Consider the following 23,917-nt stretch of genomic DNA (forward strand, 5'->3'; position numbering starts at 1 on the left):
CGCGACGATGCGCGAGTCATTCTTCGACAGACGTACCCTGCTCAAGGCCGCCGGCACCATCACGGCCGGCGCGGCCCTGACACCGGCACTGGCCGGCACGGCCACCGCGGACCGCACCGACGTCGGCGTGTCCGTGTTCCCGTTCCCGCTGAGCGCGGTGCGCCTGTCCCCAGGCCCGTTCCTGGACAACATGAACCGTCAGCTGGCGTACTTCCGGTTCGTCGACGCCGACCGCCTGCTGCACACCTTCCGCACGAACGCCGGACTGTCCAGCTCCGCGCAACCGTGTGGTGGCTGGGAAAGCCCGACCACCGAGCTACGTGGACACTCGACCGGTCACCTGCTTTCCGGGCTGGCGATGGCCTACGCGAACACCGGCGATGTGCAGTACAAGACCAAGGGCGACTACCTGGTCAACGCGCTGGCCGCCTGCCAGGCCAGGTCGCCGGCGCAGGGCTTCCGCACCGGCTACCTGTCCGCCTTCCCGGAGAACTTCTTCGACCGCCTGGAAAGCGGCGGCTCGGTATGGGCGCCGTACTACACGCTGCACAAGATCTACGCGGGCCTGCTCGACCAGTACCAGCTGACGGGCAACCAGCAGGCGATGGACGTGTTGCTGCGCAAGGCCGCGTGGGTCAAGGCACGGACGGATCCCTTGTCCACCAGTCAGATGCAGCAGGTCCTGCGTACCGAGTTCGGCGGCATGCCCGAGGTGCTGGCCAATCTGTACCAGGTCACGGGCACCGCGGACCACCTGACCGCGGCACAGCGGTTCGACCACGCGCAGATCCTCGACCCGTTGGCCGCCAACCAGGACCGGCTCGCCGGCTTCCACGCCAACACCCAGATCCCCAAGATCATCGGGGCGATCCGGGAGTACCACGCGACCGGGAACACCCGCTACCGGGACATCGCGGTCAACTTCTGGCGGATCGTCATCGACCACCACACGTACGTGATCGGCGGCAACTCCAACGGCGAGTACTTCCAGACCCCGGACGCGATCGCGAGCCAGCTGTCGGACAGCACGTGCGAGGTTTGCAACACCTACAACATGCTCAAGCTGACCAGGCAGCTGTTCTTCACGTTCCCGAACACCGCAGAGTACATGGACTACTACGAGCTGGGACTGTACAACCAGATCCTCGGTGAGCAGGATCCCAACTCCGCGCGCGGGTACGTCACGTACTACAACCCGTTGCGTGCCGGCGGCATCAAGACCTACTCCAACGACTACAACAACTTCACCTGCGACCACGGCTCCGCCATGGAGTCCCAGGTGAAGTTCGCCGACAGCATCTACTTCCACTCCGGCGAGACGTTGTACGTGAACCTGTTCATCCCGTCCGTGCTGACCTGGCCGGGACGCGGGATCACGGTGCGGCAGGAGACCACGTACCCGACGTCACCGAGTACACGCCTCACCATCACCGGTGCCGGGCACATCGCGCTCAAGGTCCGCATTCCGAAGTGGACATCCGGGGCGGTGGTCCGGGTCAACGGTGTCGCACAGGGCGCCACCACGCCAGGCACGTACGCGACGATCGACCGGGTGTGGGCGTCCGGCGACGTCGTGGACGTGTCGGTGCCGGCGACGCTGACCTTCCCGCGTGCCAACGACGACGGCAATGTCGGCGCGGCGAAGTACGGTGCGATCGTGCTGGCCGGGCAGTACGGCACGACGAACCTGAACGCGCTGCCCACGTTGCAGACGGGCACGCTCGTCCAGGACAGTGCGAACCCGTTGCGTTTCACCGGCACGGCCAGCACGGGCGCGGTCACGCTGCTGCCGTACTACGCCACCCACGGCCAGCGGTACACGGTGTACTGGCGGCTCAGCGGTGGTGGCTCGTCCGGCACCTCGTACGAGGCGGAGGCGAGCGGCAACACGCTCGGCGGGCAGGCGGCCGTGCGGACCGCGTCCGGTGCGTCCGGCGGCGCGGTGGTGGGCTACGTCGGCAACGGCACGGCGAACTACCTGCAGTTCAACAACGTCACCGCCACGGCGGGCGCCCACCAGGTCGCGATCCACTACGCGTCCGGCGAGAACCGCTCACTGACCGTGAGCGTCAACGGCGGCGCGGCGACAACGGTGAACACCCCGAGCACAGGCGGCTGGAACACAGTCGGCTCGGTAACAACAACCCTGACACTGACAGCCGGCACGAACACGATCCGCGTGGCCAACCCAACAGGATGGGCCCCCGACCTAGACCGCATCGTGGTCAGTTGACTCGCGAGTCTCGCGTTCAGCCCCCGCGAGTCTCGCGGTCAGCACCCCCGAGTTTCGTTTTCGTGTACGCGCGGGGCGTTCCCGAAAACGTAACTCGCAGGGGCCGAACGCGCGACTCGCGGGGGCCGGAAGCGAGACTCGCGGGGTTAGCTTGCTGGTTCGCCCGAGGGGACCGGGAGTCTGGTGCCCGCTGCTGCCGGGGTGCCGAAGTTCGGGGTGCCGTCGGCGTTCCAGGTGAACTTCTGCGCGCGGGTGCTGCGGTTCATGTCGCAGCCACCGTTCGCGGAACTGTTGGCGTGGTAGACGATCCAGTCCTCCGTGCCGTCAGGGGACTTGAAGAACCCGTTGTGTCCTGGGGCGAACACGCCGGCGGCGTTGTTGCGTTGGAAGACCGGCTGACTGGACTTGACCCACGACGACTGCTGCAACGGGTCGCCGCCGTTGTAGGTCAGGATGCCGAGCTTGTAGTCGGGAGTGGAGCAGTGACTGGCCGAGAACACGATGAAGGTCCTGCCGTTGCGCTGGATGACCTCCGCGCCCTCGTTGACCGCACCGCCAACGGTTTCCCAGCTGAAGGTCGGCGTGGACAGGATGCGCCGGGTGCCGCTCGCGGTCCACGGGTTGGACAGCGGCCGGATGAAGTTCGGCTGCGATCCGTTGTAGAACGTGCCGAGCAGGTAGAGCTGGCCGTTCAGCTGCAGGATGCTCGGGTCGAGCTCCCACGTGTTGTCCTGCTGCGGGTCCAGCATGTCGGCCTTGAACGTGTACGGCCCCATCGGGTCGAGCCCGGCGCTCTCCAGCACGTGGATACGCTGGCTGCCGAGGTCGAACGGCTCCCGGCCGGCCGTGTAGTAGAAGTACCAGCGCTGCCCGTTGGGTCCGTTGAGCAGGTGGAACTCCGGCGCCCACATGGTGCCCGCGCCGTTGGGCCTGGTGAGGTTGAAGATGACGGTCTCCGGCGCGCTCGTCAGCCCGGCCAGCGTGCGCGACTTGCGCATGGTGATCGTCCGGTTCCACGTGGTCGTCGCCAGGTAGTAGAAACCGTTGTAGTACTGGAGCCACGGGTCCGGTCCACGCGCGACCAACGGGTTCGCGAACGTGGCCCCGCCGCCGGGACCGCTGGTGTAGTTGGGAATCCGCCAGACGCGGCTGGTCGCGGTGGAACAGGGCAGCTGCACCAGCGTGATGTTGTTCGCGGAGCTGTCCCCGGACGGCGCGACGCACTTCCCGGAACTGACCGCCACGACGTTGAACGTGTTGCCACCACTGACCGGCGCCAGCCGGAACTGTTGGTTCGTCCCGGAATGGCACGCGTACTGTATTACGGCCGCGTTGTCACCGCTGGACGCGCCGGAGATGTCGATACAGCTTCCGGCCGTCAATGTCCCGATCGAATAGACGTCACCGGACACCTGAGTGAACGCGAACGACTGGCTCGTGCCACCGTTGCACGACGACTGGGTGAGTTGCAGGGCGCTGGTGGGGGCGCCGCCGGGCACAGTGGTGCAGTTGTTGTTCCCTTGGTTGACGATGGTGCTGGTGAAAGCGACGGCCGCCTGGGCCTGCTCCGCGGGCACCCACGTGACCAGCGCGGCCGCCATTCCCACGACGGTGAGCCAGCGCAATGGTCTTGACCGGACAGGACGCATCATCGAGTCCTCTCGTCTTCGCGCAGAAAGGAAGTAGTCTGAAAGACAGCTAGCAGGGTGTACCGGTTCAGAATTCTACGGTACCCCGCACATATTGTGAAACGCGTGAATGCTCAGTCGCACTGGTGAGCATTTTGGATGATTTCGTGGTTTACCCGGGAAGGAGAGCTTCGTGCGATCTTTACGCGTGACCGCCGCTCTGGCGGCTTTCCTGGTCGCCCCGCTGTTGGCGCCGACCGTAGAAGCGACACCCCGGCCGCTGGTCCATTCGGCCGGCCGCACGGTGTTGGCGGACGGGGCACAGCGGTACAGCTGGCCGGGCGTCTACTTCGAGGGCCGTTTCCGTGGTACGGCAGTGGGAATCGTCCTCAACGACGCGGCCGCCGACTACGACGTCCAGATCGACGGCACGACCGTGGTCACCCTCGTGATGCCCGGTCAGACCACGCACTGGGTCAGGAACCTCCCCGCCGGCGTGCACGACGTCCGACTCGTCAAGCGTTCCGAAAGCCCGTGGGCGGTCAGTGAGTTCGGTGGTTTCGTGGCCGGTCCCGGCGGTGCCCTCCTCGGCGGCCCGCGCGCCAGGAGCCGCCAGATCGAGTACATCGGCGACTCCTACACCGCCGGCTACGGCAACATGTCGAACACCCGCGAGTGCACGGGGGAGGAGGTGCACCGGACCACCAACGCCGACCTCAGCTTCGGCGCCCTCACCGCGGACCGGCTCGACGCCGACTACCAGCTCAACGCGTTCTCCGGCCGTGGCGTGGTACGTAACTACAACGGCGGCGAGCCGGGCACGAGCTACCGCACCTACTACGACCGCGCACTGTTGAGCGTGGACGGCGACGTGTGGCCGAAACCGAGGAGCTGGCGGCCGCAGGTCGTGGTGATCGGGCTGGGCATCAACGACTTCTCGACCGCGATCAACCCCGGCGAGGCGTGGACCCCGGAGAGCCTGGCCGCCGCGTACCGCACCGCCTACCACGGCTTCCTGGACAAGATCCGCGCCAGGTACGGGCCCCGCACGTACGTCGTGGTGACCGCGACGCACATGTCCAACACCACGGCACTGACCGACCTGACCCGCCAGATCGTCCAGGAACGCAACGCGGCAGGCGACAACCGGGTCCGCCACTGGCACTACGACGGTCTCGACTATCTCGGCTGCCACTGGCACCCGTCACTACGCGACCACCAACTCATCGCGGACAAGCTCACGGCGTTTCTGGCAACGCTGCCGCTTCGTTGGTAGCTGTGCCGAACACCTCGTTGTTGCGGCCCTTGCGTTCCATGTAGGTGCCGTCCGGTTCGGCGAACCCGAACTTCCGGTAGAGCTCGTGCGCGTCGAGCGTGTGCAGCATCCACCGGAAGTACGGGCCCGGTCCTTCCTCGATCATGGCGTGCACGAGCGCCTTGCCGATGCCCAGCCCGCGGGCCTGTTCGACCACGAACACGTCGGCCAGGTAGGCCTGTGCCTCCCCGTCGGAGACGGCGCGTGCGTACCCGATCATGGCGCCGTCGGAGGTGCGATAGGCGGCGACCACCCGCCACGCGCCATCGAGCTGCCGCTCCACCTTCGCGCGGTCGCGGAAGCGTCCCCAGTAGGCCTTGGTGGACAGGAACTCCCAGAGCACGTCCCGGTCCACCCTTGTCCGGTCCTCGTCGATCTCGAACTCAGCCATGCGGGTCAATCTAGGCGAGCGGAAAGTTGCTCCGGAACAGATTTTCCGGGTCGTTGCCGTGCTTGATGTCGCGCAGGCGCGTGATCACCTCGGGCGCGAAGGCGTCCGCGACCGTCTCGCCGGGGTTGAGGAACGTGAAGGGCTTGCGGCCGCTGGTCGGGAGTGCCTCGGCGAGTGCCTGCTGTTTGGCGGTGACGGCGGCCGGGTCGGTGGGAATGCCGAACAGGTAAAGCATGTACGGCTCGGTGAGCGGGCCGTGCGGGCTGTCGGACGGCTGGGTGAACGCGCCGCCGAGGTGGCGGACCTGAACGCTGAGCAGTGGCGCGATCGGGTCGGCCAGCAGCGCCTTGGCCGTGGTGTCGGTCAGCTCCGTGAGCAGTTCGCCGCGCGACAGGCCCGGGCTCGGATCCGTCGGTTCCGAGGTGATCGAGCCAAGTTCGGAGACCGGCATGATCCGTCGGCTGTCGGACAGTGGCTGGGGGAGCCGGTCCAGCGGGGCGAGCAGCTCGCGTGCGTCGCGCTCGGCGCCGAGGTAGGTGGCGTCGAGCGCGACCATCGGGTCGGCGCCAGGGAAGTGCAGCAGGTCCAGCCAGACGGTCAGCTCGTTCGGTGCGGTGGCGGTGATCTCCCGGAAGACGTCCATGACCGCCGGTGCGTGGTCGCCGGTCCACAGGACGCGGCCGCCGTACAGGTGTGGCGCGGGGTGGAGGGCGAGTTCGAGTGCGGTGACGATCGCGAAGTCGCCGCCCGCGCCGCGGAGGGCCCAGAACAGGTCGGGGTCGGTGTCGGCGGTGACGTGCCGCTGCCGCCCGTCGGCATCGACGACGTCGAAGGCGGTGACGCTGTCGGCGACCCAGCCGTGGGCGCGGCCGAACCAGCTCAGCCCGCCACCGAGGGCGACACCGGTGACGCTGACGACGGGGGAGCTGCCGGGCAGCGCGGTCAGACCGTGGGGCGCCACGGCCGCCTGGAGCCGGCCGGACGGCACCCCCGCACCGACACGAGCGCGCCGGGCACCGGGGTCGACGTGCAGAGAGTCGAGCTTGCGGGTGCGGAGCAGGATCGTGCCGTCCGCGCGGCCGGTGGCGCCGTGCCCGTTGGGCTGGGTGGCGATGCTCAGGTTCGCGTCGCGGGCAAAACGGACGAGCGCGGCGACGTCATCGGCGTCGGCCGCCTCGACCACCGCCATCACCGGCTGCTCGATCGCGAGGTTCCACGGCCGCCGCACCTCGTCGAACCCGGGCTGACCCGGCAGCCAGACCTGACCGCGAACACTATTCTGGATAGTTGACATCTAGAATATCTCCCTAAACAAAGCCCTTCCGTACGGGAAGGGCTGCTTCAGACTCCGAGTGCGGTGAACCGGTTCACGGTGTTGTTGGGGGTCGCCGGTAGGTCTTCTCGACCTGGGCCTTCAGGTCGGCCAGCGTCTGGCCCGCCAGCTCCCGCCGCCAGGCCAGGTCGGCGCGCCGCATGGCCTGCGAGACGAGGCACGCCTGCCGATAGTCGACGGCCGCGTCGGCACCCGGCCCCTGCTTGAGCAACTGCTCACAGCGAAAGGCCTCGTCGCCCCCCTCGATGGCGACGACCACGTCGAGCAGTGTGATCTTCTCCGGGCTCCGCGCGAGCCGGAAGCCCCCGCGCGGTCCCGGCGTCGAAGAGACGATGCCGGCACGAGCCAGGGCCTGCAGCTGCTTGTTGAGGTAGGCGGCGGGCAGCTCGTAGTAGGCGGCCAACTTCGCCGCCGGCACCGCCTGCCCGGCCGGCAGCCAGGTCAGGTTGAGGCAGCTGTGCAGCGCCCACTCGACACCCTCGCTCATCCGCATATCTGGACACTACATATCCAGGATTAGTCACGCAAGATCAGGTCCAAGACGTGTCCGCCGTGATGCGGGCCAGTGTGCGGCGTCCCAGTTCGCTCATGACCGGGTTGCTCTCGGCGTAGTACCAGACAAGTCCCATCGCCTGTTCGAAGGCCCACGCCCTGCCACGCTCCCACTCGAGGTCGCCGCAGCCGAGTGCGGTCCGGAAGGCCTGTCGCGGACCGTCCTCCAGGAGGTGCCAGGCGCCCACGAGGTCCAGCGCGGGGTCGGCCGGTCCCAGCCCGCCGACGTCGATCACCCCGGTCAGGCGGCCGCCGGACACCAGCACGTTGCCGGGGATCAGGTCGCCGTGGCACATCACGTCGTGCGGCGTGGCGCGGGGGAGGTCCCGCATGATGTCCCACAACCGGCGCAGGGGCGGCACGTCCAGGAAAGGCTCGCTGTTGCGCAAGCACGTCCGCATCCAGCTGTCGTGCGACCGTAGATCACCGCCCCGCCCGCCGCCGCCGAACGTCCGGCCCCGTGTGTCGATCGCCCGCACCCCGAGGACGAACTCCGCCAGGTCGTGCGCGAACGCGACGGATCCACCCGGATCCTCGACGGTGGCGGGAATCCCCGGCAGCCAGGTCTGCACCGACCAGGGGAGCGGGTAGCCGGCGCCCGGCTCACCCAGCGCGACCGGCTCCGGCGTGGCGAACCGCGTCCGCCCGACCAGTTCGCGCGCCGCGTCCACCTCGGACTGAAGGGACCGCCGCACGGACCCGATGTCCTTCGGCTCCAACGGAAACCGGGCCGCGTACCGCGCGCCGACGCGGAAGATCGCGTGGACCGTCCCCTCCGCGACGACCGGTTCGACGGGCAGGCCACGCCACTCGGGGAACTGTTCGTCCACCAACTCGCGCACCGTCGTCGGCGACACGGTCAGCTGGCCGGCATGCATCTTCATACCGACATCCTGCCCACCAGGCGTGTTCAGCTCACCGTGACCGTCGCCATCATGGCCATGTCCTCGTGTTCCAGGTTGTGGCAGTGCATGACGAAGGCGCCCCGGTAGTCGGTGAACCGCACCGCGACCTCGACGACCTCGGCCGGTCGCACGTCGACGGTGTCCTTCCATCCCGTGTCGTACGGGCGGGGTGCGCGGCCGCTGCGGCGGAGGACCTGGAACGGGTCGAGGTGGACGTGGACGGGGTGGTGCACGTCGGAGACGAAGCGCCAGGTCTCCACTTCCCCCAGCCGTGAGTCGGCGAGGGAGGTCGCCGGGTGGAACGGCCTGCCGTTGATCGTCCAGCCCGTGTGGTCGTTCGTCCGGCCACGGGTGAACCTGAAGGTGCGTACCGGTGCGCCGGGTGGCGGGGTGAGGCGTTCGAACTCGGCCAGGCGATCGGGAATCCGACTGTCGTCGGCCGCCTGACGCACCACTGTGAACCGCATCACGTTGGCCGTGCCGCCCGAGCCGAGGCCGTTGACCATCGTGACCTCGGTGCCGACCGGCAGTTCGGAGAAGTCCACGACCACGTCGAACCGCTCCGCAGGCGCCATCTCGATCGCCTGGTGCCGGACGGGTGCGGCGAGCAGGCCGCCGTCGGAACCGATCTGGGTCAGTGGCAGGTCGGGGCCGTTCGGCACGGTGAGCGCGATTCGGTAGCGCCTCGCGTTCGAGGCGTTCAGCAGTCGGAGGCGGTAGCGGGCCGCGTCGACCTCGTGGACCGGCCACGGTGCGCCGTTGACGAGCACGACATCGCCGAGAACGCCTTCCATCCACTCGTCCTCGACGCCCGGCACCGACCGCATCTCCTGGTCCAGGCTGGGATAGCGGAACGAACCGTCCTCGGCGAAGGCGCGGTCGCAGATCATCAGCGGCAGTTCGCGGTCGCCGCTGGGCAGGGGCAGCGCGTCCTCGATCTCGTCGCGGACCAGGTGGAAGCCGGCGAGTCCTCGGTAGACCGCCGGGCCGGTGAAGTCCATGCGGTGGTCGTGATACCAGAGCGTGGCCGCCCGCTGGTCCATCGGATAGCGGTAGTCGCGCTCGCCCTCGACGGTGTCGCCGGTCAGCCCGTGGCCGGAGCGCCAGTCGCGGGTGTTCCCGACCGGCAGCACGAGGTCCAGTGGCCAGCCGTCGTGCTCGTGCGGGGTGTGTCCGCCGTGCAGGTGCACGACCGTGGGCACGTGTAACTCGTTGCGGTGCCGGACGATCACGGGCCGGCCCCGCCGGGTCTCGATCGTCGGGCCGGGGAAGATGCCGTCGTAGCCCAGGATCGGCGTGCGGACGCCGGGCAGGATCTCGGCCTGGGCCATCCGCTGGGTGATCTGGTAGAGGTCCTTGCCCATCGGCTTCGCCACCGGCGGGACCGGCAGCGGCACGCGGAACGGTTTCGGCAGCGGGAGTGCGCTGGTGAGCTGTTCCCCGGTCTGGCCTGACGCGCTGCCCAGCCCGCAGCCGGCGACGGCCGCGCCGGCGACGCCGAGCAACCCGAGGAACGACCGGCGTGACAGGCGGCTCATCGCGCACCTCCCCTGGGACGAGCGGCTGACGGTGACCACACCCAGATGGCCAGCAGCACCACCGACGTCACGATCGCGACCCCCAGCGGGATGTGGATCTGCAGCGTGCGGGCGTACCCCATGCCGACCTGCAGGCCGACCGAGAGGAACAGCACGACCATCGCCGGCAGCACCCACAGCCGGCCGCGCCGCAGGACGTAGACCAGCGACGCGGCGATGAGCACCATCCCGAACGCGGCCAGCGCGGAGCCGACGGCGGCGTGCACCGAGATCGCGTCGACGTCCCCGGTGAGGAACAACCCAGCCAGCACGGGTTGGCCGAGCACGGCCACGAGGTAGGCGGTGACCAGGATCCGGAGGACCAACAGCGAGAGCCGGGGCCGGCGCTCGGCTTCCGCCGGTCGAACGAGTGTGTCCATGTCCCGGGACGTTATATGTAGTCTTCCTACCGGTACATCAGGGCTTCCCCTGATTCTGTCCCCGACGCTTCCCCGCCACGCTTCGGTAGAATCCCTACCTATGAAACCCGCTGCCGTCCACGGCCACCTGGACGGGCTGATCCTCGCCGTGATCGAGGACGGTCCGCTGCACGGCTACGCGATCATCGAGGCGCTGCAGAACCGCAGCGGCGGCGCGCTGGACCTGCCGACCGGCACCGTCTATCCGGCGCTGCGCAGACTGGAACGGGCGGCGCTGCTGTCCGGCTCGTGGAGCACCGTCGGCGGCCGCGAACGACGCACCTACACCCTCACTCGTGCCGGACGGCACGCGCTGGCCACGCAGCGGGCGGAATGGAGCGAGTTCACGGCGGTGGTAGAGGCCGTGCTGCGCCCCGCGACGGGCACGGCATGAGGACGGCGGACCCGATCACCAGCCACGTGGCGGCGCTCGAACGCGCACTGCGGGGTCCACAGCGGACACGCCGAGGCATGATCGCCGAGGCACGTGCTGGGCTGATGGACGCCGCCGACGCCTACCGGGCAGACGGCCTGCCACCCGAGCAGGCGGCCGCCAGGGCCGTGCGTGACTTCGGCGCCGTCGGCGAGGTCGCACCGTCCTTTCAGGACGAGTTGACCGCCCGCCAGGGCCGGCACTCGGCGTTGCTGTTCACGTTGGTGTTCCCCGCGATGCTCTTCGGCTGGGACCTGCTGTGGTCGAGCGGCCTGGTGCGCCGTGGTTTCGACCCCGCGGCCCCGGGTCTCGTCGTGGCGCTGGCCAGACTGCAGGACGTGGTGACCGCACTCGTCGGTCTGGCGGCGATCGTGCTGCTCGTCGCCACCTTCCTGCGCAGCGTGCCCCCACGCCGCGTCACACGGGCGATCGGCCTGACCGGCACGGCAGGCGCGGTCGTCTGCGGCGGCCTCGCGGTGGCGATGAACGTGGCAGGCGGACACTCCACCGCCGTGTTGCTTGGCACGAACATGGCCGCGGTGGTCGCGTTCGCCGGCAGCGCGGCCGTGCTGGCCCTGATCATCTGGCAGTCGATCCGGACCCTCAGGGTCTGCTCAGACGCTGCGTAGTACCGACACGACGATGCCCAGCACGACCGCGTGGTCGCCGTCGATGACGTCGTAGTTCGGGTTGCGTGGTTCGAGGTAGACGTGGCCGCCGGTGCGCCGGTACACCTTGACCGTGGCCTCGCCGTCGATCATGGCGGCGACGATCTGGCCGGTGTGGGCCTCGTGTTGCTGGCGGATCACGACGATGTCGCCGTCGCAGATGGCGGCGTCGATCATCGAGTCGCCGCGGACTCGGAGGCCGAAGACGTTGCCCCGGCCGGTGAGTTCGCGGGGGAGCGTCATGATGTCGTCGACGTGTTCCTCGGCCGCGATGGGAACGCCGGCGGCGATGTCGCCGACCACCGGGACCGGCACCGAGTCCTCGGCTGTCTCCCGATCGACCGGCTGCTGCAGGAACGCGCGCACGTCGATCGGCCGGGACACCGTCTCGCTTCGCCGCAGGAAGCCCTTCTCCTCCAGGCTTGCCAGGTGCTTCGACACCGACGAGGTCGAGCGCAGTCCGACCGTGTCGCCGATCTGGCGGGTGCTCGGCGAGTACCCGTACCGGACCACCCAGTCCCGGATCGCGACCAGGATCCGCTGCTGCCGCGCCGGCAGCGTCGAGGTGTCCAGGTGCTCGAAAAGATCGTCGTAGGCGGTCACCGGCCGAATATAGCGGTGTGTCACCGGTGGGGCGCTGCCGACTTGTCCGTGTCGCTCTTCGGTCCGTAGGCGTCGAGGAACCGGTCGCGGAAGGTGTCCATCTTCCACTCCGGTGCGTCCGGGGCCGGGTTGATGCCGTTCTGCCAGCCCCAGCCGTCGATCCGGTTCATGACGGCCTGGTCCCGGGTGACGATGCTGATCGGCACGTCCCGGCTGCCTTCCTGGCTGGCGACGATGGGCGCCGGCTGGTGGTCGCCGAGGAAGACCAGCACGAGATCGTCGTCGCCGTAGGTCTCCACATAGGACAGGAGCGACTTCAGCGAGTAGGCGATCGAGTCGGTGTAGACGCCGCGGACCTTGGTGGGGTCGGGCCACACGTCGCCGGGTTGCGTGCCGGCTGCGGCCATCGGGTCGTAGATCGAGCCGTCGCCCACCTCGTCCCAGCCCACGATCTCGGGGATCGGCGTGAACGGGGTGTGGCTGGAGATGAGGTTGATCTGGGCCATGATCGGCTCGGGGTTGGGCGCCCGCTCGGTGCGCTCGAACTGTTCGAGGGTGTACTGGTCGGGCACGGTGGCGTAGGAGAACCGGGGACCGCGGTAGCCGACGTTGCGGGAGTCGTAGACCTTGTCGAAGTGGTACATGTTGCCGTCGGGCCAGTCCTCGGTGTTGGCCGGCACGACGCCGACGGTCCGCCAGCCTGCCCGGTTGAACGCGATGGACAGGGTCGTCCGGTCACGGCGGTTGAGGCTGTCGCGGCGCTGCTGGTTGTCGACCCACAACCCGGTCTGGAACGTGGCGTGCGCGAGCCAGCTGCCGCCGCCGAAAGTCGGGGACGTCAGAAACGCGCTGCGGGAGTCGAACCCGGCCGCGCGAAGCCGTTCCGTGCCGTCGTCCAGGATCTTGTCGATCTGCGCCGCGCCCTCGGAGCGCTCGATGGCGACCCGGCCGTAGCTCTCGACGAACACGAACATGACGTCCTTGCCGCGCAGCGCGGTCAGCAGGTCCTTGCCGGGGGTGTAGCGGTAGTCGTCCTTGGCGACCTCCGCGGAGAAGGTCTCGTCGTCCACCAGGCCCTGGCGCACCTGCCGCACGTCGTCGTACACGTGGTCGGCCGCGCTGCGGGCGGCGACCGGTTGTTCCGGCGCGAACCGCACCCCGGCCAGAGCGCAGACCAGCCAGAGCACGCCGAGCGTGGCCAGGATCCGCGTGGCGGCGGTGCGGTGCCCGACCGCGACGCGGGTCAGGCGCCGCACCGCCAGCGTCATGCCGACCAGCAGCGCGAGGACCAGCAGCGCGACGCCGACCACCGCGAGCACGGCGCCGACGTGACCGTACGAGGTCTCGACGAAGTCGACGGCGGGGACGAGGAAGGGCCAGTCGAACACCGGATGGAATGGCCGGTCGAACACCTCGTAGAAGCCCATGTCCAGGAACTTCACGATGGTGAGTAGGCCGAGCCCGGTGCCGATCAGCACGATCGCGACCCGCCGCGCCCGGACCGGCAGGACCAGCACGAGCGCGGCGCCCATGAGCCCTTCCACCGGGATGCGGGTGAACGCCCAGAGCGACAGCTGGCCCAGCTGGTTCGGGCCGACGAGCGCGACCAGCACCAGCAGTCCGGCCAGACCGGTGAACACCCACCCGGCCACGCGCCGTCGGTTGAGTTCGCCGGCCTTCTCCGCTGCCGGCTCCGCCGTCCGGTTCTGGGCCAGCCACCGGACGTCCTGCGCGAACGACCCGATCAGCGCCAACAGCGCCAACCCGGCGAGGACGACCGCGACCGAGGTGGGCAGCACCCCGGTGGCCACTGCCGTCAGGACGACCCCCTGCGCCGTCCCGACGACACTCCGTACCCGGCTCGGCGGCAACGGCGCACGCAGCCACGGCAGCACGCGCCCGACGCCGGCGAACACGTACCGCAGCAGTCCGATCGCCATGACCCACACGCCGACGAAGGTCGACGCGAACGCGCTGAGAACCAGGACGAAGACGGCGCCGACCTCCATGGCGAACCGGGTGTCGAACGCCTCGGTGGGCGGGGCGACGCTGCCGCCGAGCGCGGTCAGCGCCAGCACCGCCACGGAGAGCACGACGATCGCCATGACCGGGTCAGGTCGAGGGTCGGTGGTCTCCACGACCAGCGCGGCCACCCCGCCGACCAGCACGGCTCGTCCCAGCGTGAGCCTGCCGGCCGGCGTGAACGACCGCGCCTCGAACCGACGCAACCCGTCCGTGAGCGCGGCCCAGCCGAGCACCGCGAACGCGAGTCCGGCCAGCCAACCCGCCGGGCCGAGCCCGGTCGCCACGGTCAGCCCGACCAGCAGGATCAGAACCGCTTCCACTGCCGTGAGCATTGCCCGCACCGGAGATTGCGGTCGTCCTGGCACGCGTCCTCCCATGATCTGGTCTCGTACTCGATACGAGCCGACGCGTGACCGGGTTCTATTCAGGAATGAACCAAAGTAGTTGAATGTTGAACGTCTCGTGATCAGCAACTACCAGATGGCGGAGGCACTGTTCGAGTTCAGGGACTACGCGGGCGCCGCGAAGCTCCTGGTGGAGGTGGTCGAGGAGGCGCCGAACCTGGTCGCTCCCCGGTTGCTGCTGGCCCGCGCGTACTACCACTCGGCGCAGCTCGGACGTGCGGAGGAACAGTTGCGCGAGATCATCACCCGCGACCCGGTCGAGCCATACGCGCACCTCATGCTGGGCCGCACCCTGGAACGCCAGGGCCGCCACGACGAGGCCGCGCCGCTGCTGCGCTTGGCCGCCGCGTTCACTGGCGACTGAGCCGCGTCTTCTGTCAGCCGGCCACCGGACGGTGGCCGGCTGACGCTCCCCCTCATCCCCCAGCTTCGATCAACACACACGTCGTACCGGACAACACACGTCGTACCTGACCACTCACGGCGGTGTAGTGGAAGGTGTACTGCGCCGACGCGTTCGCCTCGGGATCAGCCGGATCCCGCCAGCCTGCCACCACCAGCGTCATGCCCTCGACGTCCGCCGGCCACAGGGTGAAGCTGCTGTTGCTGTCGGCGACCCCCATCACCACCGACCGCACCTGGGGCTGTTCCTCGTAGCGAGGAGGTGAGATCCGGCACTGCTTACCCGGCGGGCTGAAGTCGACCTCGGCCGTGATGCCGTGCGCCGCCAGCTCACGTTCCAGTCCTTCGGGATCTTCGAGGCGGTTGAGCATGACCGTGACCGTGCCGTCGTCGTTGTTCGTGACCGCGTAGGCCGGGGAGGTCCGGTCGCCGTACATGGCCGGGACACCGATCAGGAGTCCGGCCGCGAGCAGGCCGACGCCGGCGGTGGTGAGCGCGAGCCGCCCGCGTAGCAGGGCGCGCCGAGGGGGTGGCACGCTGGCCTGCTCGGCCACGACCTCGCGAAGCTCGGTCAGCAGGTTCTGTTCGAACTGTCCCAGCTGGTTCATGACGCGACCTCCGACGCGATGGCGATCTCGGTGATGGTTGGTGGAGTGAGGTGCTCGCGCAGGGCGCGTTTGGCCCGGTGCAGGCGCACGCGCGCGGTGACCGGCTGGATGTGCGGTGCGTGTGCGGCGTCGGTGACGGTGAGGCCGTCGAGCACGACCAACTCGAGCACCGCGCGCTCGCCCCCGCTGAGCTGGTCCATCGCGGCACCGAGCTTCCTGGCGTGTGCCTCGGCGTCGATCCGGTCCTCGATGCGGGCCACGTCCTCGCCGGTCAGCTCCCGCCGCCCGGCGGCCTGCTCGTGCGCCCGGTGCTCCCGTGCCCGGCGCCGCCGCTCGGCGGAGACGACGTTGTGCGCGACCCCGTACAGCCATCCGACGACGCTGCCGCGATCCGCCCGGTAGGTGTGCGCCGACCTGATCACCGCGAGGAACACCTCCGCGGTCAGGTCCGCGACAAGGTGCGGGTCCGCCGCTCGGCGTGCCACGAAGCGCTGCACCGCCTCGACGTGATCGCGGTAGAACGCCTCGAACCGGTCCGGATCTCGGCCTATGCCCGCCAGATCCTGGTTTTCCTCGGCCACCTGTGCCCTCCGTTCCCCTTTGCCCGTACTTGGGGCGGGGCGAACGGGAGCGTTACACGGGGTGGTCAGGTGAGGTCGTCGCGTGTGACCTGCTCGGGGCGCACATCGTGACGTAGCCCGCGCCACGCGGTGTGGCGGAGGCGGTGGTCGGTGGTGAACTGCCGGTAGACGACCTGGCCCACGAGCGTCGGCGCCACCCAGAGCGCGCCGCGGCGGTGGTCGGCGGGCACCTCGTCGTGGAAGGGGCTCGCCGGCCGTGCCAGCGGGGTCAGCAGGTCGAGCAGCTCGTCCAGCGCCCGCTCGGTGAAGCCGGTGCCCACGTCGCCGATGTAGTGAAGGTGGCCGTCGTGGTCGTGGGCGCCGAGCAGCAGCCCGCCGACACGGCCCGAGCGGTTGCCCCTGCCCGGCCGCCAGCCGCCGACCACCACGTCCTGCGTCTTGGTGATCGGTCGCTTGATCCAGTCGCGGCTGCGCCGGCCAGGGTGGTAGCGCGAGGCGAGCCGCTTCGCGACGAGCCCTTCCAGCCGCTGCTCCTCGACGAAGGCGAGCAACTCGGTGGGGTCGATGTCCTCCGCCGTGAAGTGGCGGGGGACCGCGACCCGCGGGTTCGTGAGGGGCAGGTCGGTCAGCAGCTCGCGGCGGCGGGCGTAGTGGGCGTCCAGCAGCACCTCGTCGCCCAGCTGGAGCAGGTCGAACGCGATGTAGGTGACCGGCGCGGCACGCAGCAGCTCGGTCGTGGGGCCGCGTTGGTGGCGGAACTGCATGAGGTGGAAGTCGGGCCTGCCGTCCGGGGCCAGCGCCACCAGCTCCCCGTCCAGCACCGCGGCCTGGCCGTCGAGGGCGTCGGTCATGACGCCCTGCATGTCCGGGTACACCATGGTGATCTCGTTGCCGAGCCGGCTGGTCAGCCGTGTCGTGCCGTTCGGGCCGACGCGCATGCAGCAGCGGAAGCCGTCCCACTTGGTCTCGTAGGCCCACCCGCTGCCGACCGGCAGCGGGCCTTCAGCGGCCAGCATGGGCGCGACCGGCGCGGGCACACCATCCACAGTGGACTCCTCTCGGAGCGAGGGTAACCCCGTAAGTCCAGGTCAGCGAGTGCCCGGCATAGTGGACGCGTGGCGAATGGTGTCGAGCTGGTCTCCGTGGCCGCGCCGGGGCGGCGATGTGAGGACTACGCGGCGGCGGTGGACGGGCTCGTGGTGGTGCTCGACGGGGTGACCCCGCCGCACGACGGTGATTCCGGATGCGTGCACGACGTGCCGTGGTTCGTCGACCTCCTCGGGCGCACGCTCCTCGAGGTCGGACAGCGGCACGGGTCGCTCGCGGACTGCCTCGCCGAGGCCATCGAGCGCACGGCCGCCGCGCACCGGACGACCTGCGACCTGTCCCACCCACGCACCCCGCAGGCCACCGTCGCGATGCTGCGCTGGGACGACGTTCGCGTGGAGCACCTGGTGCTCTCCGACGCCGCCGTGCTGCTCGGCGGCCAGGACGGCACGGTGACGGCGGTGCTCGACTCCCGCCTCGACGAGCTACGCGCCCGCCCCTACCTCGCCGCGCTACGGGCCGGGCCGGAGGTCGGCGCCTACCGCACCGCACTCGAGGCCCTGCGCAACGTCCCGGACGGCTTCCACACCGCGGCCGCCGACCCGGCAGTCGTCGCCCACGCTGTCACCGGGGCGACCCCGCGTGCCGCCGTGCGCGCCGCGGCCGCACTGACCGACGGCGCCACCCGCTGGCGGGACAAGTTCGACCTTGGTGACTGGGCCGACCTGCTCGAGGTGCTGCGCAGCGCCGGACCGGCGGCGCTCGTCGAGCAGGTGCGGACCGCCGAGACCGCGGACGCGGACCGCCGAAACTTCCGCCGCGGCAAGGTCTTCGACGACGCGTCCGCCGCGTACGTCGACCTCGGTGACGGGGTTTAGCTCGGACCGACAACTCGCTCGTCGCCATCCACACCGGCGAGGCCCCGCGGTTTCGCATGCCCCAATTCCGCACGGCCTACGTCGTCTCCGGGCTATCGCTCGCACCCGTCGTGATCAGGACACGTCGCGTCGTACCGCGATCCAGGTGCCCGCGGTCGCGAAGACCAGGCCGTAGGCGACCAGGAGCAGGCCGCCCTGCCAGGGTTCGAGGAGTGTGACGCCCGGTTGTTGCGCGCCGACGAGTGCGCTGTTCGCGCCGCCCGGGAAGTACTTGTAGTAGTCCCGGATCGTCGGTAGCGCGGACACGAAGCCCTCGACGATGAACAGGTACACGAGTGCCCCGACGATCGCGGCGATCTGGTTGCGGATCAGGGCGCCGAGGCCGACGCCGAGCAGCGCGTACACCGCGACGCCGGCGACCACCCCGGCGAGGGTGCCGGGGATCCCGTTCTCGGTCAGCGACAGGTCGATGTCCCGCGCCGACACCCACGGCAGCGCGATCGCGATGGCCAGCAGGACGACGGCGACGCCGTACCCGATGCCGGCCAGCGCGTACGTGACGAGCTTGCTGATCACCACCCGGCCGCGGTGGGGCGTGGCGAGGAAGGTCGGCGTGACGGTCTGGTGCCGGAACTCGCCGGTGATCCCGATGATGCCGAGGATGAGCACGAAGACCCCGGCGGACCCGGCCACCGCGAACAGGTTGCGCTGACCCGTCTCGGTGGACAACGACGGGTTCGGGTTTCCCTCCGTGCCGTCGAAGCCGATCGTGAAGCTCATGAAGATGGCCGTGATGGCGAACGCGCCCAGCAGCAGCCACAGCCACAGCTTGGTCGTGAACAGCTTGCGGATCTCGCCGCGGACCAGGCGGGTCATGGCGTGCCTCCGAAGTGGTCGACGGGTCCAGCATCGGCGGTCAGTGCGAAGAAGATGTCCTCGAGGTCGCCTCGTTCGGTGGTGAGCTCGTGCAGCTCGATCCGCTCGACGAACGCCAGATGGCCGACCTCCTCGGTGGTCAGGCCGGAGACCCGCAACGCCCCGTCCCGCCGCTCGACCTCGATCTCCGCCGGCAGCACGCCCGCGAGCCGGTCCAGTTCCGGGCCACGCACGATGACGCTGTGCCCGTGGTGATCGGCCAGTTCACTGATCGTGCCCTGGCGCACCAGCGAACCGCGGTTGATGATCACCACGTTGTCGACGGTCTGCTCGACCTCGCTGAGCACGTGGCTGGAGACGAGGACCGTGCGGCCCTGTTCGGCCATTGTTCGCAGAAAGCGCCGCAGCCAGGCGATGCCCTCCGGGTCGAGCCCGTTGGCCGGCTCGTCGAGGATGAGCACCCTGGGGTCGCCGAGAAGCGCGGCGGCCAGCCCGAGCCGCTGTCGCATGCCCATCGAGTAGCCACGGACCCTCTGGTTGGCCGCCTTGCCCAACCCGACGAGGTCCAGCACGTCGTCGGCACGCCGATCCGGGAACCCGTTGACCGTGCAGTACACCCGCAGGTGGTTGCGTCCGGTGCGGGCCGGGTGAAAGGACGACGCCTCGAGCATCGCGCCGACCGTCTCCGCGGGCCGCGCCAGGTCGCGGTACGCGCGCCCGCCGATGGTCGCCGTGCCGCCGTTCGGCCCGACCAGTCCAAGCAGGCAGCGCAGTGTGGTGGTCTTGCCGGCGCCGTTCGGCCCGAGAAAGCCGGTGATCGTGCCGGTGGGGACCGAGAAACTCAGGTTGTCGACGGCCTTGACCGTGCCGAACGTCTTGGTCAGCCCGGACACCTCGATCCGGCCTTCTTCAGTAGTCACCGAACCTCCCCAGTTTGGCGATACGTCATCCTGCACCCGTAACCGAGTTGGTGCCAGCGGAAACCACACACTTACCCGCGGCACACCTCGCGATTGGTTGACTTGTCGCCTACTCGAACCGGAGCGACCCTGGGGGTGCGATGAGTCTGAGCGGGTTCAGTGCTCCGTGGTGGTTGCTGCTGTTCGCCGTGGTCGCCGCCCTGGCCGTCGGGTACGTGGCGGTGACGCGGGGTCGCAAGCGGCGGATGATGCGGTTCGCGAACCTCGAACTGCTCGAACAGGTGGCGCCGAAGGAGCCGGGGTGGAGCCGGCACCTGCCCGCGGCGTTGCTGATCGCGGCGCTGAGCCTGTTCGTCCTCGGGATGGCCGGGCCGACGGCCGAGCAGAAGGTCCCGCGCAACCGCGCCACGGTGATGCTGGTGATCGACGTGTCGTTGTCGATGGAGGCCGTCGACGTGCGACCGAGCCGGCTCGCCGCGGCCCAGGCAGCCGCCACGTCGTTCGTGGAGGGGATGACGCCGGGCGTGAACCTCGGGTTGGTCTCGTTCGCCGGGACCGCGACGGTACGGGTGTCGCCGACGACAGAACGCGCCGGTGTGGTGAAGGCGATCCAGGACCTGGAGCTGGCCGAGTCCACCGCCACCGGTGAGGCGCTTTTCGCCGCCCTGCAAGCGATCGACGGTTTCTCCTCGGTGGTCGGCGGGGCGCAGGGCCCACCACCGGCCCGGATCGTGCTGATGACCGACGGCAAGCAGACCGTGCCGAACGGCGACCCGAACGACCCGCGCGGCGCCTACACCGCGGCACGCAAGGCCAAGGAGCGTGCCATCCCGATCTCCACGATCTCCTTCGGCACCGAGGCCGGCGTGGTCACGATCAACGGCAAGGACCTGGAGGTCCCGGTCGACGACGTCGCGATGGCGGAGATCGCGCGGCTGTCCGAAGGCGAGTTCCACAAGGCGGCGACCGCGGACGAGCTGAAACGGGTCTACGCCACCCTCGGCGAACAGATCGGTTACGAGATCAAACACGCCGATGCGAGCCGCCCGTGGCTGATGCTGGGCACAATGGTGCTCATCGGCGCGGCGAGCAGCTCGTTGCTGATCAGCCAGCGCATGCCATGACCCCGGGAGTCGAGGGGGTTCGGTGCGATTCAGAGTGCTCGGACCGGTCGAGGTGCGGCACGAGGACCGACTGATCTCTCTTGGCAGCGGCCGGCGGCGGTTCGTCCTCGCGCTGTTGCTCCTCAACGCGGACCGGCTGACCCCGTTGAGCCAGCTGGTCGACGCGCTGTGGGAGATCCCGCCGCCGACGGCCAAAGCCCAGCTGCACAACGTGATCAGCGATCTGCGCCGCCGGTTGGGGGAGCCCGACCTGATCGTCACGCACGCGGCGGGCTACGAGCTGCGTCTCGGCTCGCACGACCTGGACCTGTCCACGTTTCGCCGGCTGGTCGAGCAGGCGCAGCGGGTGGCGTCGGACGGCGATCACCCGCGTGCCGCCATATTGCTCGCGCGGGCAAGGGACCTGTGGCGTGGCCCGGCGCTGGCGGACGCGGCGGGTGACTCCGTGCCGGCCGTCCGCCAGGCGCTGCACGAGGAGCGACTCGCCGCCACCGAGGCCGGGTTCGACGCGACGATGATGTCCGGCCGCTACGACGACGTGCTGCGTGAGGTCGACGAGCTGATCGCCGAGTACCCGTACCGGGAACGGCTGCACGAGATCAAGATGATGGCGCTGGCCTGCGCCGGTCGGCGCGCCGACGCACTGGCCGTCTACCGGGAGGTCTACCAGCGGCTCACCGAGGACCTCGGCGTCGAACCGGGGCGCTCGCTGCGGCAGCTCCACGAGCGGATCCTCCGCGGCGAGAGCACGGCACCGACCCGCGTCACGGTTCTGCCCAAGCCACAACAACTTCCGGCCGGACCGATCGTCTTCGCTGGCCGGGACAAGCTCCTCACGGACATCTGCGCGGCCCTCCAGGTCACTGCCCTGGCCGTCCTCGTCGGGCCGGGCGGCGTCGGGAAGACGACCCTGGCGCTGGCCGCCGCCCATCGGTTCGCCGAGTCGTTCCCCGACGGGCAGCTCTACGCCGATCTGCGTGGCAGCCATTCCGCCGCCGTCGACCCGCACACCGCGATCGGGCGGCTCCTGCGCACGTTGGGGGTGACCAGCGTTCCCGACGACCGGGAGGAACGGATCGCCCTCTACCGCAGCCATCTCGCGGAACGCCGCATGCTGCTCGTGCTCGACGACGCCGCCGGTGAGGAGCAGGTACGCCCGCTGTTGCCAGGAACGGCCACCTGCGCCGTGCTGGTCACGTCCCGTCGGCAGCTCGCCGGCCTGGTCGGCGCCACGCGGTGGACCGTGCCGGTGCTGTCCGGGGACGACGCCGTGCGGCTGCTGGCAGCCCTGGTGGGCACCGAACGTGCCGGACACGAACCGGAAGCCGCCGTGGCGATCACGGACCTGTGCGGGCGGCTGCCGCTCGCGGTGTGCGTGGCCGCGGGACGGTTGTCGGCGCGGACCGAGTGGACGCTCGAGGAGTTCCGGCAGCGCCTCGCCGAGGAGCGTGGCCGCCTCGACGAGCTGACCGTCGGCGACCTGGACGTGCGCGCGAGCATCGCGCTCAGCTACCAGGCGCTCGAGCCGCCGCTGCGTGGCCTGTTCCGGTTGCTGGGCCTCGTGTCGGCGCCGGACTGGCCGATCTGGGTGGCCGAGCGGCTCTTCGGGGGCGAACCGGTCGCCAGGATGCTCGACCAGCTCGTCGACACGCACCTGATCGAGCCGCTCGGCCTCGACGTGGCCGGGCAACCACGGTTCCGGCTGCACGACCTCATCGCGGACTTCGCCAGGGAACGCGCGCTCGCCGAGGACGAGCCGGCGGCACGCGACGCCGCGCTCACCGGTCTCCTGACCGACTGGCTGTCGTTGGCCGGCATGGCCGACGAGCGGCTCGGCCACGGCATGCTGTACGCCGACGGCCTCGACGGCCCGCCCGCACCGCCGCGAACTCCCGCCGCCGTAAGGGAAAACCCGGCCGCGTGGTTCGACGCCGAACGGGTGAGCCTCGCCCATGCCGTGGACGAGGCCCGCCGGTTGGGCGAGGCCGGGCTCGCCGGAAGGCTGGCGTTGCGGCTGTCCGGGTACCTCAGCATGCGTTCCTACGACGACGACCGGGAGCACACGCTGCGCGGCGCGCTGGCCTCCGTTCGCGGGCACGACCTCGACGACGTCCTGATGCGCCTGCTCGGCGCGCTGTTCGCGGCGCGTGCTCAACGGGACCAGTACGCCGAGCTGCCCGCGCTCGCCGAGGAGGAACTGGCCGTGGCGAGACGGCTGGGGGACAGGCGCGGCGAGTTCCAGGCACTCACACACGCGGGCAGGGCGGCCCGCATGCTCGGCCGTTACGACGAGGCGGCGAACTGGCTGGCACAGGCCCTCGCCGCGGCGCGTGGCTCGGGAGCGCCGCCACAACTGGTTTCCCGTGCCCTGTATGCCTTTGCCACCCTGCAGGCCGACCGTGGCCGGTCCTCGGCGGCCCTTCCTCTGCTGGAGGAGGCCGTTGCCATCGCCCGCGAGGAGGGAAGTGCCCGCCTGACGGCCATGCAGCTGCACAGCCACGGGCTCAGGCTGATGGAGGTGGGCCGGCTCGCCGAGGCCGAACAGGCACTCGCCGAGGCACTGGCGACGACCCGCGACATCGGCGACGACCGAGGAACCGCGTGGCTCCAGCAGGCTCTGGCCGACGTGGACCTGAGGTCGGCGCGGTGGCCTGCCGCCGCGGACCGGCTCGACCGCTCCCTGGCGGCGATGCGCCGGGTGGCTGACCAGGAAGGCATCGCCGAGGTCCTGCGCTCGCTCGGTGACCTGGCCGTCGGGCAGGGCCGGCCCGCGGACGCCATCGAGGCACTGCGGGAGTCGCTGGCCATCTGGCGTCAGCTCGGCGCCCGCCTCGAGCAGGCACGCACCCTGCTGCGCCTCGACCTGGTCCTGCACGCGGTGGGAGACGCCGACGAGGCGGCCGCCTGCCGACGCGAGGGCAGGCGCGTCCTCACCGAGCTCGACCTCGACGAGAGCAGCCTGCGGTTCCCGCCGTTCCTCACGCAACGTAGTTAG

General features: G+C 69.9%; 22 protein-coding genes. 8 read left to right on the plus strand and 14 right to left on the minus strand.

The window, feature by feature from the left end:
• Window positions 1-7 precede the first annotated feature (7 nt).
• On the plus strand, window positions 8-2,233 hold the full coding sequence (locus VF106_RS17195) for a beta-L-arabinofuranosidase domain-containing protein (RefSeq protein WP_330840735.1): 2,226 nt from the start codon (window positions 8-10) through the stop codon (window positions 2,231-2,233).
• Between the two features lie 146 nt (window positions 2,234-2,379).
• On the opposite strand, the gene VF106_RS17200 is transcribed toward VF106_RS17195, so the two are convergent.
• Entirely contained in the window at window positions 2,380-3,834 is a 1,455-nt protein-coding gene (locus tag VF106_RS17200; RefSeq protein ID WP_330840736.1) for a family 43 glycosylhydrolase, read from the minus strand.
• Between the two features lie 220 nt (window positions 3,835-4,054).
• On the opposite strand from VF106_RS17200, the gene VF106_RS17205 reads away from it, so the two are divergent.
• Window positions 4,055-5,137 (plus strand): SGNH/GDSL hydrolase family protein, encoded by a 1,083-nt coding sequence (locus tag VF106_RS17205; protein ID WP_330840737.1) that lies wholly within the window; start codon window positions 4,055-4,057, stop codon window positions 5,135-5,137.
• Here the strand turns inward: VF106_RS17205 and VF106_RS17210 are convergent.
• The 6 genes from VF106_RS17210 to VF106_RS17235 all read right to left on the minus strand — a co-directional run bounded on the left by VF106_RS17210 (window position 5,100) and on the right by VF106_RS17235 (window position 10,314).
• Complete coding sequence (locus VF106_RS17210) at window positions 5,100-5,567, minus strand: GNAT family N-acetyltransferase (RefSeq protein ID WP_330840738.1); 468 nt, start codon at window positions 5,565-5,567, stop codon at window positions 5,100-5,102. The genes VF106_RS17205 and VF106_RS17210 overlap by 38 nt on opposite strands.
• 10 nt (window positions 5,568-5,577) lie before the next feature.
• Window positions 5,578-6,861 carry an FAD-binding oxidoreductase gene (locus VF106_RS17215; RefSeq protein ID WP_330840739.1) on the minus strand — a complete coding sequence of 428 codons (1,284 nt, stop codon included), beginning with the start codon at window positions 6,859-6,861 and terminating at the stop codon, window positions 5,578-5,580.
• 73 nt (window positions 6,862-6,934) lie between these two features.
• Window positions 6,935-7,393 carry an RrF2 family transcriptional regulator gene (locus tag VF106_RS17220; protein WP_330840740.1) on the minus strand — a complete coding sequence of 153 codons (459 nt, stop codon included), beginning with the start codon at window positions 7,391-7,393 and terminating at the stop codon, window positions 6,935-6,937.
• 37 nt (window positions 7,394-7,430) lie between these two features.
• Entirely contained in the window at window positions 7,431-8,336 is a 906-nt protein-coding gene (locus VF106_RS17225) for an aminoglycoside phosphotransferase family protein (RefSeq protein WP_330840741.1), read from the minus strand.
• Window positions 8,337-8,362: 26 nt separating this feature from the next.
• Window positions 8,363-9,895, minus strand: a complete 1,533-nt coding sequence (locus VF106_RS17230) for a multicopper oxidase family protein (protein WP_330840742.1) — start codon at window positions 9,893-9,895, stop codon at window positions 8,363-8,365.
• On the minus strand, window positions 9,892-10,314 hold the full coding sequence (locus VF106_RS17235; protein ID WP_330840743.1) for a hypothetical protein: 423 nt from the start codon (window positions 10,312-10,314) through the stop codon (window positions 9,892-9,894). The genes VF106_RS17230 and VF106_RS17235 overlap by 4 nt, the downstream gene beginning before the upstream one ends.
• Window positions 10,315-10,414: 100 nt before the next feature.
• Between VF106_RS17235 and VF106_RS17240 the strand changes: the two genes are divergently transcribed.
• Together VF106_RS17240 and VF106_RS17245 are read left to right on the plus strand one after the other, a co-directional pair.
• Window positions 10,415-10,747 (plus strand): PadR family transcriptional regulator, encoded by a 333-nt coding sequence (locus tag VF106_RS17240; protein WP_330840744.1) that lies wholly within the window; start codon window positions 10,415-10,417, stop codon window positions 10,745-10,747.
• A complete protein-coding gene (locus VF106_RS17245; RefSeq protein ID WP_330840745.1) occupies window positions 10,744-11,415 on the plus strand; it encodes a permease prefix domain 1-containing protein in 672 nt (223 codons plus the stop codon). The genes VF106_RS17240 and VF106_RS17245 overlap by 4 nt, the downstream gene beginning before the upstream one ends.
• Here VF106_RS17245 and lexA read toward each other — a convergent pair.
• Complete coding sequence (lexA, locus tag VF106_RS17250; RefSeq protein WP_330840746.1) at window positions 11,401-12,057, minus strand: transcriptional repressor LexA; 657 nt, start codon at window positions 12,055-12,057, stop codon at window positions 11,401-11,403. The genes VF106_RS17245 and lexA overlap by 15 nt on opposite strands.
• A 20-nt stretch (window positions 12,058-12,077) precedes the next feature.
• Complete coding sequence (locus VF106_RS17255) at window positions 12,078-14,402, minus strand: sulfatase-like hydrolase/transferase (RefSeq protein ID WP_330840747.1); 2,325 nt, start codon at window positions 14,400-14,402, stop codon at window positions 12,078-12,080.
• A 124-nt stretch (window positions 14,403-14,526) separates the two neighbouring features.
• On the opposite strand from VF106_RS17255, the gene VF106_RS17260 reads away from it, so the two are divergent.
• A complete protein-coding gene (locus tag VF106_RS17260) occupies window positions 14,527-14,850 on the plus strand; it encodes a tetratricopeptide repeat protein (protein ID WP_330840748.1) in 324 nt (107 codons plus the stop codon).
• 52 nt (window positions 14,851-14,902) lie between these two features.
• On the opposite strand, the gene VF106_RS17265 is transcribed toward VF106_RS17260, so the two are convergent.
• The 3 genes from VF106_RS17265 to ligD form a co-directional block, all read right to left on the minus strand.
• Entirely contained in the window at window positions 14,903-15,496 is a 594-nt protein-coding gene (locus VF106_RS17265) for a hypothetical protein (RefSeq protein ID WP_330840749.1), read from the minus strand.
• Entirely contained in the window at window positions 15,493-16,077 is a 585-nt protein-coding gene (locus VF106_RS17270; protein ID WP_330840750.1) for an RNA polymerase sigma factor, read from the minus strand. The genes VF106_RS17265 and VF106_RS17270 overlap by 4 nt, the downstream gene beginning before the upstream one ends.
• Window positions 16,078-16,142: 65 nt before the next feature.
• Window positions 16,143-17,123 (minus strand): non-homologous end-joining DNA ligase, encoded by a 981-nt coding sequence (gene ligD / locus VF106_RS17275; protein WP_330840751.1) that lies wholly within the window; start codon window positions 17,121-17,123, stop codon window positions 16,143-16,145.
• 69 nt (window positions 17,124-17,192) lie between these two features.
• Between ligD and VF106_RS17280 the strand changes: the two genes are divergently transcribed.
• Window positions 17,193-18,002: a hypothetical protein gene (locus VF106_RS17280; RefSeq protein ID WP_330840752.1), complete on the plus strand. Its 810-nt coding sequence runs from the start codon at window positions 17,193-17,195 to the stop codon at window positions 18,000-18,002.
• 114 nt (window positions 18,003-18,116) lie between these two features.
• On the opposite strand, the gene VF106_RS17285 is transcribed toward VF106_RS17280, so the two are convergent.
• On the minus strand, window positions 18,117-18,878 hold the full coding sequence (locus VF106_RS17285; protein WP_330840753.1) for a hypothetical protein: 762 nt from the start codon (window positions 18,876-18,878) through the stop codon (window positions 18,117-18,119).
• Window positions 18,875-19,798: an ABC transporter ATP-binding protein gene (locus VF106_RS17290; RefSeq protein WP_330840754.1), complete on the minus strand. Its 924-nt coding sequence runs from the start codon at window positions 19,796-19,798 to the stop codon at window positions 18,875-18,877. Before VF106_RS17290 ends, VF106_RS17285 begins: the two co-directional genes overlap by 4 nt.
• Before the next feature lie 140 nt (window positions 19,799-19,938).
• Here VF106_RS17290 and VF106_RS17295 point away from each other — a divergent pair, with 140 nt between their 5' ends.
• Together VF106_RS17295 and VF106_RS17300 are read left to right on the plus strand one after the other, a co-directional pair.
• Complete coding sequence (locus tag VF106_RS17295; protein WP_330840755.1) at window positions 19,939-20,922, plus strand: VWA domain-containing protein; 984 nt, start codon at window positions 19,939-19,941, stop codon at window positions 20,920-20,922.
• A gap of 22 nt (window positions 20,923-20,944) precedes the next feature.
• A complete protein-coding gene (locus tag VF106_RS17300) occupies window positions 20,945-23,917 on the plus strand; it encodes an AfsR/SARP family transcriptional regulator (protein ID WP_330840756.1) in 2,973 nt (990 codons plus the stop codon).

Source organism: Actinophytocola sp., from assembly GCF_036378875.1.
GTDB lineage: Bacteria > Actinomycetota > Actinomycetes > Mycobacteriales > Pseudonocardiaceae > Actinophytocola.

Bases quoted from the DNA above. Each gene is read 5' to 3' on its own strand.
- VF106_RS17195 (WP_330840735.1), top strand. From the start codon at position 8: ATGCGCGAGTCATTCTTCGACAGACGTACCCTGCTCAAGGCCGCCGGC.
- VF106_RS17200 (WP_330840736.1), bottom strand. From the start codon at position 3,834: ATGGCGGCCGCGCTGGTCACGTGGGTGCCCGCGGAGCAGGCCCAGGCG.
- VF106_RS17210 (WP_330840738.1), bottom strand. From the start codon at position 5,567: ATGGCTGAGTTCGAGATCGACGAGGACCGGACAAGGGTGGACCGGGAC.
- VF106_RS17215 (WP_330840739.1), bottom strand. From the start codon at position 6,861: ATGTCAACTATCCAGAATAGTGTTCGCGGTCAGGTCTGGCTGCCGGGT.
- VF106_RS17220 (WP_330840740.1), bottom strand. From the start codon at position 7,393: ATGCGGATGAGCGAGGGTGTCGAGTGGGCGCTGCACAGCTGCCTCAAC.
- VF106_RS17225 (WP_330840741.1), bottom strand. From the start codon at position 8,336: ATGAAGATGCATGCCGGCCAGCTGACCGTGTCGCCGACGACGGTGCGC.
- VF106_RS17230 (WP_330840742.1), bottom strand. From the start codon at position 9,895: ATGAGCCGCCTGTCACGCCGGTCGTTCCTCGGGTTGCTCGGCGTCGCC.
- VF106_RS17235 (WP_330840743.1), bottom strand. From the start codon at position 10,314: ATGGACACACTCGTTCGACCGGCGGAAGCCGAGCGCCGGCCCCGGCTC.
- VF106_RS17240 (WP_330840744.1), top strand. From the start codon at position 10,415: ATGAAACCCGCTGCCGTCCACGGCCACCTGGACGGGCTGATCCTCGCC.
- VF106_RS17245 (WP_330840745.1), top strand. From the start codon at position 10,744: ATGAGGACGGCGGACCCGATCACCAGCCACGTGGCGGCGCTCGAACGC.
- VF106_RS17265 (WP_330840749.1), bottom strand. From the start codon at position 15,496: ATGAACCAGCTGGGACAGTTCGAACAGAACCTGCTGACCGAGCTTCGC.
- VF106_RS17285 (WP_330840753.1), bottom strand. From the start codon at position 18,878: ATGACCCGCCTGGTCCGCGGCGAGATCCGCAAGCTGTTCACGACCAAG.
- VF106_RS17295 (WP_330840755.1), top strand. From the start codon at position 19,939: ATGAGTCTGAGCGGGTTCAGTGCTCCGTGGTGGTTGCTGCTGTTCGCC.